Source organism: Blastococcus sp. SYSU DS0617 (assembly GCF_054051075.1).
In genome coordinates, this window is sequence record NZ_JBJHAO010000001.1 from 473,501 (window position 1) to 486,996 (window position 13,496).

At 73.6% G+C, this 13,496-nt stretch carries 17 protein-coding genes and 1 tRNA gene; 12 read left to right on the forward strand and 6 right to left on the reverse strand.

Annotated elements, in window-relative coordinates; all coding sequences use genetic code 11:
- The first annotated feature begins 1 nt into the window (after position 1).
- Positions 2-310, forward strand: coding sequence for a putative quinol monooxygenase (locus tag ACI793_RS02310; RefSeq protein WP_456604736.1), 309 nt, complete (start codon positions 2-4; stop codon positions 308-310).
- A gap of 24 nt (positions 311-334) precedes the next feature.
- On the opposite strand, the gene ACI793_RS02315 is transcribed toward ACI793_RS02310, so the two are convergent.
- Genes ACI793_RS02315 through ACI793_RS02325 form a run of 3 tightly spaced genes read right to left on the reverse strand, consistent with a single transcriptional unit; the run spans position 335 to position 2,394 of the window.
- Positions 335-1,189, reverse strand: coding sequence for a hypothetical protein (locus ACI793_RS02315; RefSeq protein ID WP_456604737.1), 855 nt, complete (start codon positions 1,187-1,189; stop codon positions 335-337).
- 40 nt (positions 1,190-1,229) lie between these two features.
- Complete coding sequence (locus ACI793_RS02320) at positions 1,230-2,039, reverse strand: Fpg/Nei family DNA glycosylase (protein ID WP_456604738.1); 810 nt, start codon at positions 2,037-2,039, stop codon at positions 1,230-1,232.
- A gap of 34 nt (positions 2,040-2,073) precedes the next feature.
- Complete coding sequence (locus tag ACI793_RS02325) at positions 2,074-2,394, reverse strand: GNAT family N-acetyltransferase (RefSeq protein WP_456604739.1); 321 nt, start codon at positions 2,392-2,394, stop codon at positions 2,074-2,076.
- A gap of 178 nt (positions 2,395-2,572) precedes the next feature.
- Between ACI793_RS02325 and ACI793_RS02330 the strand changes: the two genes are divergently transcribed.
- Positions 2,573-2,648, forward strand: a tRNA-Arg gene (locus tag ACI793_RS02330).
- Positions 2,649-2,734: 86 nt separating this feature from the next.
- Positions 2,735-3,310 carry a hypothetical protein gene (locus tag ACI793_RS02335; protein WP_456604740.1) on the forward strand — a complete coding sequence of 192 codons (576 nt, stop codon included), beginning with the start codon at positions 2,735-2,737 and terminating at the stop codon, positions 3,308-3,310.
- Positions 3,311-3,362: 52 nt separating this feature from the next.
- Here ACI793_RS02335 and ACI793_RS02340 read toward each other — a convergent pair whose 3' ends face one another.
- Entirely contained in the window at positions 3,363-4,652 is a 1,290-nt protein-coding gene (locus tag ACI793_RS02340) for a hypothetical protein (RefSeq protein ID WP_456604741.1), read from the reverse strand.
- 238 nt (positions 4,653-4,890) lie between these two features.
- Here ACI793_RS02340 and ACI793_RS02345 point away from each other — a divergent pair, with 238 nt between their 5' ends.
- From ACI793_RS02345 to ACI793_RS02380, 8 genes are all read left to right on the forward strand, one after another.
- Complete coding sequence (locus tag ACI793_RS02345; RefSeq protein WP_456604742.1) at positions 4,891-6,102, forward strand: serine hydrolase domain-containing protein; 1,212 nt, start codon at positions 4,891-4,893, stop codon at positions 6,100-6,102.
- Between the two features lie 106 nt (positions 6,103-6,208).
- The gene (locus tag ACI793_RS02350; RefSeq protein WP_456604743.1) at positions 6,209-6,688 is read left to right on the forward strand and encodes a DUF4396 domain-containing protein; all 480 of its coding nucleotides are present in this window, start codon (positions 6,209-6,211) and stop codon (positions 6,686-6,688) included.
- Between the two features lie 164 nt (positions 6,689-6,852).
- Positions 6,853-8,268, forward strand: a complete 1,416-nt coding sequence (locus ACI793_RS02355) for a hemolysin family protein (protein ID WP_456604744.1) — start codon at positions 6,853-6,855, stop codon at positions 8,266-8,268.
- Positions 8,265-9,284, forward strand: a complete 1,020-nt coding sequence (locus tag ACI793_RS02360; RefSeq protein WP_456604745.1) for a CNNM domain-containing protein — start codon at positions 8,265-8,267, stop codon at positions 9,282-9,284. Before ACI793_RS02355 ends, ACI793_RS02360 begins: the two co-directional genes overlap by 4 nt.
- Positions 9,285-9,306: 22 nt before the next feature.
- Positions 9,307-9,753 carry an SRPBCC family protein gene (locus ACI793_RS02365; RefSeq protein ID WP_456604746.1) on the forward strand — a complete coding sequence of 149 codons (447 nt, stop codon included), beginning with the start codon at positions 9,307-9,309 and terminating at the stop codon, positions 9,751-9,753.
- Between the two features lie 38 nt (positions 9,754-9,791).
- The gene (locus ACI793_RS02370) at positions 9,792-10,646 is read left to right on the forward strand and encodes an NAD-dependent protein deacetylase (protein WP_456604747.1); all 855 of its coding nucleotides are present in this window, start codon (positions 9,792-9,794) and stop codon (positions 10,644-10,646) included.
- Entirely contained in the window at positions 10,643-10,948 is a 306-nt protein-coding gene (locus tag ACI793_RS02375; RefSeq protein ID WP_456604748.1) for a biopolymer transporter Tol, read from the forward strand. Before ACI793_RS02370 ends, ACI793_RS02375 begins: the two co-directional genes overlap by 4 nt.
- 104 nt (positions 10,949-11,052) lie before the next feature.
- Positions 11,053-11,967: an MSMEG_6728 family protein gene (locus ACI793_RS02380; RefSeq protein ID WP_456604749.1), complete on the forward strand. Its 915-nt coding sequence runs from the start codon at positions 11,053-11,055 to the stop codon at positions 11,965-11,967.
- Here the strand turns inward: ACI793_RS02380 and ACI793_RS02385 are convergent, their stop codons facing one another.
- Positions 11,968-12,375, reverse strand: coding sequence for a PaaI family thioesterase (locus tag ACI793_RS02385; RefSeq protein ID WP_456604750.1), 408 nt, complete (start codon positions 12,373-12,375; stop codon positions 11,968-11,970).
- A complete protein-coding gene (locus ACI793_RS02390) occupies positions 12,372-12,728 on the reverse strand; it encodes a VOC family protein (RefSeq protein WP_456604751.1) in 357 nt (118 codons plus the stop codon). The genes ACI793_RS02385 and ACI793_RS02390 overlap by 4 nt, the downstream gene beginning before the upstream one ends.
- Before the next feature lie 67 nt (positions 12,729-12,795).
- Here ACI793_RS02390 and ACI793_RS02395 point away from each other — a divergent pair, with 67 nt between their 5' ends.
- The gene (locus tag ACI793_RS02395) at positions 12,796-13,494 is read left to right on the forward strand and encodes a YbaK/EbsC family protein (protein WP_456604752.1); all 699 of its coding nucleotides are present in this window, start codon (positions 12,796-12,798) and stop codon (positions 13,492-13,494) included.
- Positions 13,495-13,496: the final 2 nt, after the last annotated feature.

Below are 13,496 nucleotides of genomic sequence, written 5' to 3' on the forward strand. Positions count from 1 at the left end.
CTTGTCCATCGTCGTCGTCGCCACCATCACGCCCAAGCCCGACGCCATCGACGCCGTCCGGGAGGCGTTGCAGGCCGCGGTCCCGAAGGTCCACGAGGAGCCCGGCTGCGAGCTCTACGCCCTGCACGAGGCCGACGGCAGCTTCGTCATGGTGGAGCGCTGGGCCGACGCCGACGCGATGAAGGCGCACGGCAAGGCCGAGCCGCTGACCACGCTGGGTGCCGCGCTGGCGGGCAAGCTCGCCGCCGCTCCCGACGTCCGCCGCCTCACGCCGCTGCCGGCCGGTGACGCCGGCAAGGGCGCCGTCTGACCTGCTCCCGGCACCTCGGCGACCTCAGCCGCAGGAGTGGTTGCGGTCGAGGTCGTCGGGGACGTACTGGGTCATGGTGACCCGGCCGCGGGGGACCAGCGGCGACGTGTCGCAGGCGGCCACGGCCTGACCCAGGCTGACCGATCCGGCGAGCCAGCTGGGCAGCCCCGCGAGCGGACTGTCGGCGGGCACGGTGCCGACGATCCGCGCCCACTGCCGGCCCGTCGAGTAGAGGCCGACGTCGGCCCCGCGGAAGTCCAGGTAGGCGGCCATGCCCTCGAGCGCTGCCCGGTTGCGCTCCCGGGCGTCGTCGGACCCGGTCTGCCAGGTGTTCATCGTCTCGACGTCGAGCCACCAGCGGTAGCTGGACGGCACGGTGTCCAGCTCGGCGTCGCGCGCCGCGGGCTGGAAGAAGTCGGTGACGCTCGCCCGGGCGCGCTCCCAGCCGTACCGCCAGGAGCACGCGGCCGAGTTCCCGCCGTCGCAGTCGCCGTAGGGCGTCTCGCCGGCCGAGGGCCACGTGTCGACCAGGTCCTGCACCTGCCCGGGGTTGGCGGTGTTCAGGTACAGCTGGGCGACCGGCTGCTCGGGCACCGACCCATTGGACTCCCACGCCCACTCGAGCTGCTCGGCCAGGCAGGGGTTGGGTCGCGTGGCCAGCCCACCGTTGACGCCCACGACGGTGAAGGCGCGCTCGTCGGGGAGGTCGGTGTCGCACTGCGGGTGGGAGATGTCGACGCCGGACGGGCTCACCGGGATCTCGGACTCCGACGGCGCCGCGCCCGCCGGCGCCTGCAGGGCGAGCACGCTGGCGGCGGCGGCCAGCGGAACGAGGGCTGCCGAACGCAGCCTGCCGCGACGCGTGCCCCCGATGCCCACCCCCTCGACGGTACCGGCGCGGGCCGGTGGAGGGGAGCGTTCAGACGGCCTGGCAGGTCGGGCACCAGTAGAGGTTGCGCCCGACCATCACCTCCGTGCGGACCTCGGTGCCGCAGATCCGGCACGGCAGGCCGGTCCGGCGGTAGACGTAGTGGGCGTCCTCCCGGCGCACGGCACCGCCGCGGCGGGTGCGGTCCTCGGGTCGGGTGGTGACGATCCGGCCCATCCGGACCCCGGACCTCAGGAGCGTCACGAGATCGGCCCACATCTGCGCCCACAGCGCCTCGTCCACGGCGCGGCCGGGTCGGAAGGGGGAGACCCGGTGACGGAACAGCAGCTCGGCCCGGTACACGTTGCCGACGCCGGCGAGCACGGACTGGTCCATGAGCAGGGCGCCGACGGCGGTGCGGCTGCCGGCGATGCGGCGGTGGGCGCGGCCGCCGTCGGCCCGGGGCCGCAGCGGGTCCGGCCCGAGCCGGTCGAGGATCGTCGCCACCTCGGGGGCGGGCAGCACCTCGCAGGCGGTCGGTCCGCGCAGGTCGGTCCAGACGCCGGCGCCGTCGGGGCCGGCGGCCTCCCAGCGCATGCGCAGCGCGCCCGACGCCTGCGGCGGCGTGCCCGAGCCGGTCAGGTAGGTGCCGTACAGGCCGAGGTGCACGTGCAGGTGGTCACCACCGAAGCGGGCGAACAGGTGCTTGCCGTAGGAGAAGACCTCGTCGAGCACCCGGCCGTCCAGGAGGGCGGCACCCGCCTCGAACCGGCCCTGCGGACTGGTGACGTGCACCGGCCGCCCGGCGAACAGCGTCGACTGCTCCCGCGCCAGGCGGTACAGGGTGTGGCCCTCGGGCATCCGCGCAGCGTAGGCGGCGTGCCGGGATGCCGGCTCAGCGGTCGACGGTCTCCAGGCCGAAGTGCGGCCGGTCCTCGACGGTGACGAGGTCGAGGAACTCCGGGTGCTGGAGGATGTGGCGGCGCACGAAGGAGCAGTACGGCAGCACGGTCAGGTCGCGCTCGCGGGCGGCCCTGAGGACGGCGTCGATGAGCTTCGTGCCGATGCCCTGACCGCCCATGGCGGGATCGACCTCGGTGTGCGGGAGCGTCATCTGGCCGTTGTCGACGTGGTAGCTGGCCAGTCCGACGACGCGCTCGCCCTGCCGGATCTCGAACCGTCCCCGCTCGGGGACGTCGACCACCGAGGTCTCCATTGCCATCCACCTTCCGTCATCCCCGGCGTCGTTGCCGGAGCTCGACGTGTGCCCCAGAACCGTAACGCCTGGGAACGGGTTCGTCTCTCTTCGTACGACGATTCGGGTCGGGCGGCGGTTCCCGGCGGGTCACCGGATAGCCTCTGCGCCGTCGGTCCCGCGCGCTGGTCGTGCCGAGGCCCCCGTAGCTCAGGGGATAGAGCATCGGTTTCCTAAACCGTGTGTCGCAGGTTCGAATCCTGCCGGGGGCACCAGCAAGCGCGGTGACTGGTGCGCACAGCGGCATCCCGGTCGGCGTATGGGTGAGCCGGTCGCTCTCGGGATGCGGCATGCTCCGGAGATGGCACCTGCCGGAGAGCCTTCGCCGCTGCCCTTGCCGGAGTTCGTGGAGTGGTCGATCTTCCCGTTCGAGGGTGAGCTCCGGGTGCGACAGCCCAAGCCGCTGTACCCGACGGACCGCCCACGCTCGGGGGAGCCGGGCGGGGGCCCCTGTCACGCGTGTGCGGCCGCCGATGACGAGTACATCTGGGTCGACCAGCACTGGCGGGTCAGCGCAGCCAAACCGTCAGGGGTGCCGGTGCAGGTGTTCCTCGAGACCCGTGAGCACCTCGACATGGACGACCTCGACGGCGAGCTGGCCGGCGAGCTGGGGCAGATGATCGTCCGGCTCGACCGGGCGATCCAGGCCATCGGTGGCATCGGGCGCGTCCATGTCGCTCGCTGGGGCGACGGTGGCTCGCACTTCCACATGTGGTTCTACGGCCGCCCCCGCGGTGCCGGACAGATGCTCGGCTTCTGCCTGCCGATGTGGGCGCAGATCCTGCCGCCGACCCCGGAGGACCTGTGGCAGGCCAACATGGCGGTCGTCGCCACCGAGCTGGCGAAGGTGAGCGGCACGGCGATCGCCAGGCCGTAGCGGAGGCGCTCCAGGTCGGCCAGGGAACGCGACGCGTCCCCTGGCCGGTCCCTCAGCGTCGGCCGAGCCGGAAGATCGAGATCGTCCCGTCGTCCTCGTTGCTGGTCAGGAACAGGTGCTGGCGCTGGACCGCGAGCAGCCCCTCGGGGGCCTCGCCCGTCGGCAGCACCTGCAGCAGCTCCGGCGCCGACTCGTCGGCGATGTCGTAGACCAGCACCGCGTCGCCGCGCTCCGAGCCGATGAAGGCGTAGTCGGTCCCTCGCAGCGAGGCGACCTCGGCGCCCTCGAACTCCGCGCCCTTGTCGTCGCTGCGGCCGTCGGGGTAGCGGCCGTCCGCTGCGAGCGCCTGCTCCGCGCCGGCCCCGGCCGTGAAGACGACCTGCCCCTGGGGTGAGAAGACCGTCCACCCGCGCCCGCCGCTGGGCTCCTCGGCGAGGTCGCCCTCGTCGGCGGTGATCAGGTTGCCGCCGGGGGTCCACTGGACGGCGTCGGGCTCGCGCGGCGCCTCGAACGGGTCGTCGAAGCTGACCGTGTCGTCGTCGACGATGTCGGCGTCGGGACGCGACACGGTGCCGGCGGACCAGGAGTCCACGACGCGGCGCGAGGCGAGGTCGACCAGCGCCACGGCGTTGTTCTCCTGGAGGGTGACCGCTGCGATCCCCTTCCGGTTGATGTCGACGTACTCCGGCTCGGGGTCCTCCGCGTACTCGGCGCCCTCGAGGCCGGTCAGCTCGACCCGGTCGACCGTCCAGTGCGCGGGCGCCCCGTGCAGGTCGACCACGGCCAGGAAGCCGGCGGGCGCCTGGGGGAGGCCGCCCTCGACGCCGTCGACGACGACGTCCTCGTCGCGCTGGTTCTCGATGGCGACGGCGGCGACCGAACCCCTGGGGCTGATCGCGATCGAGTCCGGCTGCCCGCCGAGGGGAAGGGTCCGGACCACAGCCCGGGCGCGCAGGTCGATGACCGCCAGCTCCCCGGAGGGCGCGGTGAACGAGGAGCTCGTGTCCACCACGGCCAGTGCGAAGCGGCCGTCGCGGGTGACGGCGACCGACGTCGGCTCCCCGCCGACCGGGACGGCGCCGAGGGCGCGGGGCTGCGCCGGGCGGGTCAGGTCGACCAGCCCCACCTCCTCGGTCGCGGAGTCGGTGTAGAGCAGCGTGCGCCCGTTCGGGGTGACCGCGAGGATCTCCGCGACCTCACCGCTCACCGCGAAGGTGGCCACCTCGGTGAACCCCCGGTCGGCGCCGCGGGGTGCTGCGGCCGCGGGGCCCGCGGCGGCGGCGATCAGCAGGGCGGCGGCGGGCACCGCGCAGACGAGGGACCGGGCAGGGCGAGAGGACACGGTTGCTCCAGAGGTCGCGGGACACGTCGTCGCGAATGTGTCCAGCGCCGACGACCGGCGGATGACGTGCGGGCCAATCGCCGGTGTCCTGCGGGCGGCGAGCGCGGACCAGGGGCAGGTGGCGCGCGGGTCGCGTCCCGTCGACGTGGTGCCGGGGAGCCGTGGCGGGTCCGTGGCATGGTGTCCCCGCTCGGGACCTCCGGCCCGGTCGTCGTCCCTCCATGGCGAAAGAGGCATCGTGACCTCCACCCTCGTCCGTTCTCGTCGTCGGCTCCCGTCGCCCGGCCGGGGGAGGCGCACGGTCGGCGCGCTCGCCGTGCTCGGGCTCGTCGTGGCCGGGTGCTCGAACGGTGACGCCGCCGGTTCCGCGGAGTCCTCCGGTTCCCCGTCGACCTCGACGGCGGAGGCACGCGAGTACGACTTCTCGGCGGTCGAGCCGGTCGTCGAGGCCTTTCTCGCCGAGCACGACCTCGACGGCGCTGGTCTGGTCGTCGTCGAGAAGGACGACGGGATCGTCGGCGAGCAGTACTTCGGCGAGTTCGACGCCGACCGGGTGTCGCTCGTCGCCTCGGCGTCGAAGATGGTCACGGCCGGGGTCCTCGTCCGCCTCGCAGACCAGGGGCTGCTCGATCTCGACCAGCCGATCGCCGAGTACGTCGACTGGGCGGCGGGTCACAACCCCGAGATCACCGTCGCCCAGCTCCTGTCGGGCAGCTCGGGCCTCGTGGGACTCCTGCCCACTCCCTCGTACGGGCCGTACCTCTGCCAGTTCCTGCCCACGGCGGAGCTCGAGGAGTGCTCGGCCACCGCCTGGGCGACGCCCGACGACGACGGCGACATCGTGCCGCCCGACACCGAGTTCCGTTACGGCGGAGTGCAGTGGCAGATCGCCGGGGCGGTCGCCGAGAGCGTCTCGGGCAAGCCGTGGTCGCAGCTGCTCGAGGAGACCTACATCGCGCCGTGCGGCGTCGAGTCGCTCGGCTACAACAACCACTGGACCCAGATCGGCGCCGGCGGGTTCGGCTACCCGGCCGGCTTCGACGGCGACGTGAGCGTGCTGGCCCCGACCGAGAACCCCCACATGGAGGGCGGGCTGTACATCCAGCCGGCCGACTACGCCCAGCTGCTCCTCATGCAGCTGCGGGACGGCCGCTGCGGCGACACGCAGGTCCTGCAGCCGGAGTCGGTCGAGCGCATGCAGACCGACCGGATCGGCGAGGTGTTCGGCGGGCAGACCGTGACCGGCACGGGGTACGGCTTCGGCTGGTGGGTCGACCGCGACGACAGCAACCGCATCACCGACGCCGGCGCGTACGGGACGGTGCCGTGGCTCGACCTCGACGGCGAGTTCGGCGCCTACCTGGTGCTCGAGGCCGAGGCGGAGCTCGGGATGTCGCTCGCCGCCGAGCTGTACGAGCCGGTCGAGGACGCGGTCACGGCCGCCCGATAGCGCCGGCGGGGTCGGCGGGCGGAACCCGGGCAGCTGTGGAATATACCCCCAGGGGGTACGGTTATCCGGTCGAACCGATCGTCCCGATCCCCGACGGAGACCAGGCATGGACCACTCCTCCCACGACGGCCGCCCGACCGGCGCGGCCCTGAACCGGCTGGCGGTCAGCGCCACGGTGCACTGCCTCACCGGGTGCGCGATCGGCGAGGTGCTCGGCATGGTCATCGGGACGGCGCTGGGCTGGTCGGAGCTGCAGACCGTCGCGCTGGCCGTCGCGCTGGCGTTCCTCTTCGGCTACGCCTTCACCATCGGCCCGGTCATGCGCTCGGGGCTGGCGCTGAGCGCCGCGATCCCGGTCGCGCTGGCCGCCGACACCGTCTCCATCACCGTCATGGAGATCGTCGACAACGCCGTGATGCTGCTCGTGCCCGGCGCAATGGAGGCCGGCGTGGCCAGCTGGTTGTTCTGGGGGTCGCTGGCCTTCGCCCTCGCGGTCGCCTTCGTCGTCACCGTGCCGGTCAACCGCTGGCTGATCGGGCGCGGCAAGGGGCACGCCGTCGTCCACCGGTTCCACGAGCACGGGTGACGTCGCCCGCGCCTCGCCCGATCGCGGAACGTCGGGGCGCGTGCTTCCGTTGACCCCCGCGAGTGCCGCACGGCGCCCGCCATCTCGTCGAAGAGAGACATGAGTACCAGTCACAGTCCCCGGGCCACGACTCCCTCCGCCGGTGAGGGGGTGCGTGGCCGGTGATGGAAGTCCTGTCCCTGCTGCTGGGTGTGCTGGTCGTGCTGGCGATCACCGCGGTCACGGGTTACTTCGTGGCCCAGGAGTTCGCCTACATGGCGGCCGACCGCTCGACGCTGTCCGCGCGCGCGGCGGCCGGCGACGCGGCCGCCGAACGGGCGCTGACGGTCACGCGCCGTACCTCGTTCATGCTCTCGGGCGCCCAGCTCGGCATCACGGTGACCGGCCTGCTGGTCGGCTACGTCGCCGAGCCGCTGATCGGTCAGTCGCTGGGCGCGCTGCTCGGCGGTGTCAACGTGCCCGCCGGCGTGAGCGTCGGCATCGGCGCGGTCCTGGCGCTGCTGTTCTCCACGCTGGTGCAGATGCTCTTCGGCGAGCTGTTCCCGAAGAACATCGCGATCGCCAGGCCGGAGCCGGTCGCGCTGTGGCTGGCGACGTCCACAGTGCTGTACATGAAGCTGTTCGGCTGGCTCATCCGGATCTTCGACCAGGCGTCGAACCTGCTGCTCAAGGCGCTCCGGATCGAGCCGGTCCACGACGTCGAGCACGCCGCCACGGCGCGCGACCTCGAGCACATCCTCGAGGAGTCGCGGGAGAGCGGGAACCTCCCCGCGGAGCTGTCGATGATGCTCGACCGCATCCTCGACTTCCCCAACCGCGACGTCGAGCACGCGATGATCCCCCGGCCCAGGGTGGGCACCGTCTCGACCACCGACACGGTCGGCCAGTTGCGCGAGCTGATGGCCCAGGGGCACTCCCGCTACCCGGTGCTGGACGGCGAGACCGGTGACGTGGTCGCGGTCGCGCACCTGGCCGACCTGCTGACCAGCTCCGAGGACGACGGCGCGCCGGTCACCGCCATCGCCCGTCCCTGCGTCGTCGTCTCCACCTTCACGTCGCTGCCCGATGCGCTGCACCAGCTCTCCGACACGGAGAACAAGATGGCCTGCGTCATCGACGAGTACGGCGGCTTCGCCGGCGTGATCACCCTCGAGGACCTCGCCGAGGAGCTGGTGGGGGAGATCACCGACGAGCACGACGACGAGCGCCCCGACTACGTCCCGGTCGAGGGCAACGGTGTCTGGGAGATGCCCGGGGACGTCCACGTCGACGAGGTGGAGCGGGCGCTCGCGGTCGACCTCCCCCGCGGGGACTACGAGACCATCGCCGGCCTCGTCATCGCCGCCGCCGGCACCCTGCCGGAGCCCGGCACGCGGCTGACCATCGAGCTGCCGCCGGACCCGGCCGACCTGGTGCACGCCGACGAGCCGGAGCCCCGGCTGCTGAGCGTCGAGGTGCTGGACGTCGAGCGGCACGTGCCGTCGCGGGTCCGGTTGGAGCTGCCCGACCGCACCGACCCCACCGACCGCGCCGGCCAGTCCGTCGAGGCCACGGCCGGTACCCAGGAGACGTCCCGATGACCGACAGCCCGACGGTCGTCGTCACGGCGACCGTCGCGATCGTCGCCCTGAGCGCGTTCTTCGTGGCGGTCGAGTTCGCCGCGCTCGCCGCCAAGCGGCACCGGCTCGAGGAGGCCGCGCCCACCAGCCGGGCGGCCCGCGCCGCGCTGCGCAACTCCTCGGAACTGACGCTCCTGCTGGCCGGCTCGCAGCTGGGCATCACCGCCGCCACGCTGGCGCTCGGTGCGATCAGCAAGCCGGCGGTGCACCACTGGCTGACCCCGCTGTTCGAGGACTGGGGGCTGCCGTTGGTCGCCGCCGACGTCGTCGCCTTCGTCCTCGCGCTGCTCATCGTCACCTTCATCCACCTGGTGGTCGGCGAGATGGCGCCCAAGTCCTGGGCGATCGCGCACCCCGAGCGCTCGGCCACCATGCTCGCCGTCCCGATGCGGGCATTCATGGCGATCTCCCGGCCGCTGCTGCGCGCGCTGAACGCCGCAGCGAACCGGCTGCTCCGCTGGGTGGGTGTGGAGGCCGTCGACGAGCTGGCCGTGGGCCACACCCCCGGCGCGCTGCGGCACCTGGTGGAGCACTCGGCGAACGTCGGGGCGCTGGAGGCGAGCTTCTCCGAGCAGATCTCCGGCGTGCTCGAGCTGGAACAGCTCACGGTGCGCGAGCTGGTCGATCCGGCAGCGACCCTGACCGCCGTCCCCGTCGACGGCACGGCCGGTGACGTGCGGGCGGCCACCCGCCGGAGCGGTCACCTGCGCATCCTCACCAGCGACGGCGACCGCATCGCCGGCGTGGTGCACGTCCGCGACACCCTCGCCGCCGCCGACGACGTGCCCGTGGGCGCGTTCGCCCGGCCGGTGTTCGAACTGGACGCCGGCACCACCGTGCACGCCGCGCTCAAGGCGATGCGCGAGACCCGCAACCACCTCGCCGTCGTCGTCGACGCCGGGGCGGTCGTCGGAGTGGTCACCCTGGCCGACGTCCTGCGCCGGCTCTTCCCGCAGGGCGAGGTGCAGGCCGCCTGATGCCGCGGGGGAGGATGACCCCATGAGCCAGGTCGTCGTCCATGCCGAGAAGATCATCTCCGCGCCTGCCGAGCAGGTGACCCGGGCGCTGGCCGACTACGAGACGGTCCGCCCGCGGATCCTGCCCGTGCAGTTCAGCGAGTACCGCGTCGAGAGCGGCGGACACGGCGCCGGCACCCGGGTGCACTGGAAGTTCGCCGCCACCTCCAAGCGGGTCCGCGACCAGTTGCTCGACGTCACCGAGCCGGCGCTGGGCACCCTGGTGGAGACCGACCGGAACTCCTCCATGGTCACCACCTGGACGGTGCTGGCCCAGGGCACCGGCGGATCCACCGTGAAGGTGCGCACGACGTGGGACGGCGCCGGCGGCATCGGCGGCTTCTTCGAGCGCACCTTCGCGCCCAAGGGCCTGGGCCGGGTCTACGTCGAGCTGCTGCACCGCCTCGAAGCCGAGCTCGCCGCCGGCTGATCCGGGCGCGGGCCCCGATTCGCGGGGACCATGGGCCGGTGACCCTCGCCCCATCCGCTGCCGCGACCGGCACCTCGCTGGATGCCCTGGCCGACCTGGTGGCCGACGGCGACGTCGTCGTCCTGTCCGGCGCGGGCCTGTCCACCGACTCGGGGATCCCGGACTACCGCGGCGCCACCGGCAGCCTGCGCCGGCACACCCCGATGACCTACCAGACCTTCACCCGCGACCCCGGCGGTCGGCACCGGTACTGGGCGCGCAGCTTCGTCGGCTGGCGGCAGATGCGCGACGCGCGGCCCAACGACGGGCACCGCGCGGTGGGGGCACTGCAGGCCGCCGGGCTGCTGGGCGGCCTGATCACGCAGAACGTCGACGGTCTGCACCAGGCCGGCGGCGCGACGGACGTCGTCGAGCTGCACGGTGGGCTGGACCGCACGGTGTGCCTGGGGTGCGGGGACGTCGCCGACCGCGGAGCCCTCGACGAGCGGCTGCGGGCGGCCAATCCCGGCTTCGGGCCGCGGGTCGACGAGATCAACCCCGACGGCGACGCCGAGCTCCCCGACGAGCTGCTCGACGGCTTCGTGATGGTCGAGTGCCTCGCGTGCGGCGAGGACCTGCTCAAGCCCGACGTCGTCTTCTTCGGGGAGACGGTGCCCCGCGACCGCGTGGACCACTGCTTCTCCCTGGTGGACGGGGCGGGCACTCTGGTCGTGCTGGGCTCGTCGTTGACCGTGATGAGCGGCTACCGCTTCGTGCTGCACGCGGCGAAGCTGGGCGTGCCGGTGGCGATCGTCAACACCGGCCCCACCCGCGGCGACGCCAAGGCCGACGTCCGGGTCGACGCCCCGCTGGGCGAGGTGCTCCCGACGCTGGCCGCACGCCTGGCCGGATGACCCGCGAGGTCGAGCGCACCGACGACGGCCGCTTTCTCGTCGTGGACGGACGGCGCTGGCGGACGGCGGACCCGGCGTTGCCCGACGACGTCCGCGAGCGGCTGCTGCACCACCTGGGCGTCGGTCGGTCCGGGGTGCGGACGGCGAGGTCGGCGGGGGACGGCGCCGCCGTGGCGGCGGCCCGGGCGCGGGTGCAGCTGGCCAAGACGGGGCTGGGGGAGCGCGGCACCGCCTGGTGGGAGCAGGACGACGCGCAGCGGCGTGCCCGCTGGGAGACCGCACTGCGCGAGCTCGACGGTTGAGGAAGGACCTCCCTGCCCCACTGCTCGCACGCTCGCAGCGGGCCCCTGCAGGGAGGCCATGGCTGATCCGGCGTGCATCTCCCAGCTCGGCAAGGATGGGGGCGATGCAGACCTTCGTGCCGGTGGCCGACTTCGAGGAGAGCGCGCGGCTGCTGGACTCCCCGCGGCTGGGCAAGCAGCGGGTGGAGACCCTGCAGATCCTGCGCGCGCTCGAGCTGCCCGACTACGGCTGGGCCAGCCACCCGGCCGTCACGATGTGGCGGGGCCGGACCCCGGCGCTGGTGAGCTACGGGCTGGCGATGGTGCGGGTCTGGCGCGAGCGCGGCTTCGCCGACAGCACCGAGACGCTGATCGGGGAGTTCGCCCCCGAGGTCGTCGGCCGGCCGCAGGCGGAGCTCGCCGCGGCCGGGCTGCTGCCGTCGTGGATCGGGAACGAGGAGCTGCACCGCGCGCACCGGTCCAACCTCGTGGCCAAGGACCCCGGCTTCTACCGGGCCCGGTTCACCGAGCGGTTCGGTCCCGAGCCCGAGGATCTGCCCTACCTGTGGCCGGGCCCCGACGACGTGCCCCCGCGACCCGAGCCCGACGGCGTCCGCGTGTGGGTGGTCCGGCCCCGCGCGCACAACGAGCTGGGTGCCTGCCTGGCCGCCGGGGTGGTGGGGCTGGGCACCCAGTCGGGCATCGACGTCGACGCCACGGGGCTGGATCCCGTGGAACTGCGGAGCCTGTCCAAGGAGATCTCCGGCCGCCGGCCGGCCAAGGACCTGCGCCAGCTGTCGGCCTTCCTCGACGAGATGGCCCCCGGGGACCGCGTCGCGCTGCCCGTCGAGCACGGCGCCGGACTGCTGCTGGGGAAGGTCGTGGGGGACTACCTGTTCCAGGGCCGCGAGCTGCTGCCGCACCGGCGACCGGCCCGCTGGGAACGGGTGGTGCCGCGCTCGGCCGCGCGCCCCCCGGCCACGCTGCAGGACCCCCGCGCCCTGTTCCAGGTGGTGCTGGATCCGGCCGTCCTGAGCTGATCAGGCCGAGCGCAGCGGCACGTTCTGCAGCCGGACCTGCCCCCAGGCGACGAGCTTGCCGTCGTCGGACCGGGTCAGCGTCACCTGCCAGAGCTGCTGGGTGCGCCCCTGCTGCACCGGCTCGGCGACGACGTCCACGCGGCCCTCGACCATCGAGCGGATGAAGTCGGTGTTGTTGTTGACGCCGACGGAGAACTGGCCCTGATCGCGCACCGCCTCGCTGGCCCCGATGCTGGCCGCGGTCTCGACGATCGCGCAGTAGACGCCGCCGTGCACCACGCCCCACGGGGTGTGCTGATCGGGACCGAAGACGGCGTGTCCGGTCACCCGGGTGCCGCTCTTCTCCCCCGTCCGGAACCCCATGGCGGCCACGAAGGGCGGCGGGGTCGGCGGCTGGTCGGCGGTCACGCGTCCCACACCAGGCAGAACGGGTGCCCCACCGGGTCGGCGTAGACGCGGAAGTCGCCGCCCTCCCCGGGCAGCCGGCGAGCGCCCAGCGCGAGCACCTTCGGCTCGGCCTCGGCGATGTCGGCGACCCGGATGTCGAGGTGGAACTGCTGGGGGCGCTCCGGGTCGGGCCAGTCCGGCGGGCGCAGGTCGGGGGCCTGCTGGAAGGCGATCCGGTAGCCGGCGCCGGTGACCACGACCCACTCGTCCCCGGGCTCGCCCTTCACCTCCATCCCGAGCAGGTCGGCGTAGAAGCCGGCGAGGGCGTGGGCGTCGGGCGCGTCGATCACGACGGAGTGCAGCTGACCGATCATGGTGAGCATCCTGGCCCGGCCGACCCCGCGGTGCAGCCGATATCCGCGCTGGCGCAGGATCGCAGGCGTGGCCGCGATCCCGCCCGTCCTGGGCTCCCTGACCTGGCTGCCCGCCGCCGAGCACCCCGACCTGCTGGGAGCCCCGGTCGCCGGTGCCCTGTCCCAGCTCGCCGGTCCGGCCTGGGTCGCCGCGATCGACGACGAGCTGGCCGACACCGCCGCGTTCACCGACGCCTACGGGGTGCCTCTCGAGGCGTCGGCGAACTGCGTGGTGGTGGCGGCCCGTCGCGCCGGGCAGACCACGCTCGCCGCCTGCCTGGTCCTGGCCACCACGCGCGCCGACGTCAACGGGCTGGCCCGCCGCCACCTGGGCGCGCGGAAGGCGTCGTTCGCCCCCCAGGACGTCGCCGTCGCCGAGAGCGGGATGGCCTACGGCGGCATCACCCCGGTCGGGCTGCCCTCGTCGTGGCCGGTGCTGGTCGACGCAGCCGTGGCCGCGGCCGATCTCGTGGTGATCGGCTCGGGCACCCGGGGGAGCAAGCTCGCCGTCCCGGGCACGGTGCTGGCGGCCCTGCCGTCGGCGGAGGTGCTCGAGGGGCTCGGGCAACCGCTGCCGGACGGGCCCGCGCCGGCTCCCGCGCCGCCGGCGGGCGCCCGGCGCGCACCCGACGACAGCGACGTCGGCTGGGGGGAACGGGCGGGCGACACGTCCGACGACGACCGGCGCTACCTGGAGGACCGGCCGCCGCACTGGGGCAGCGACTGAGC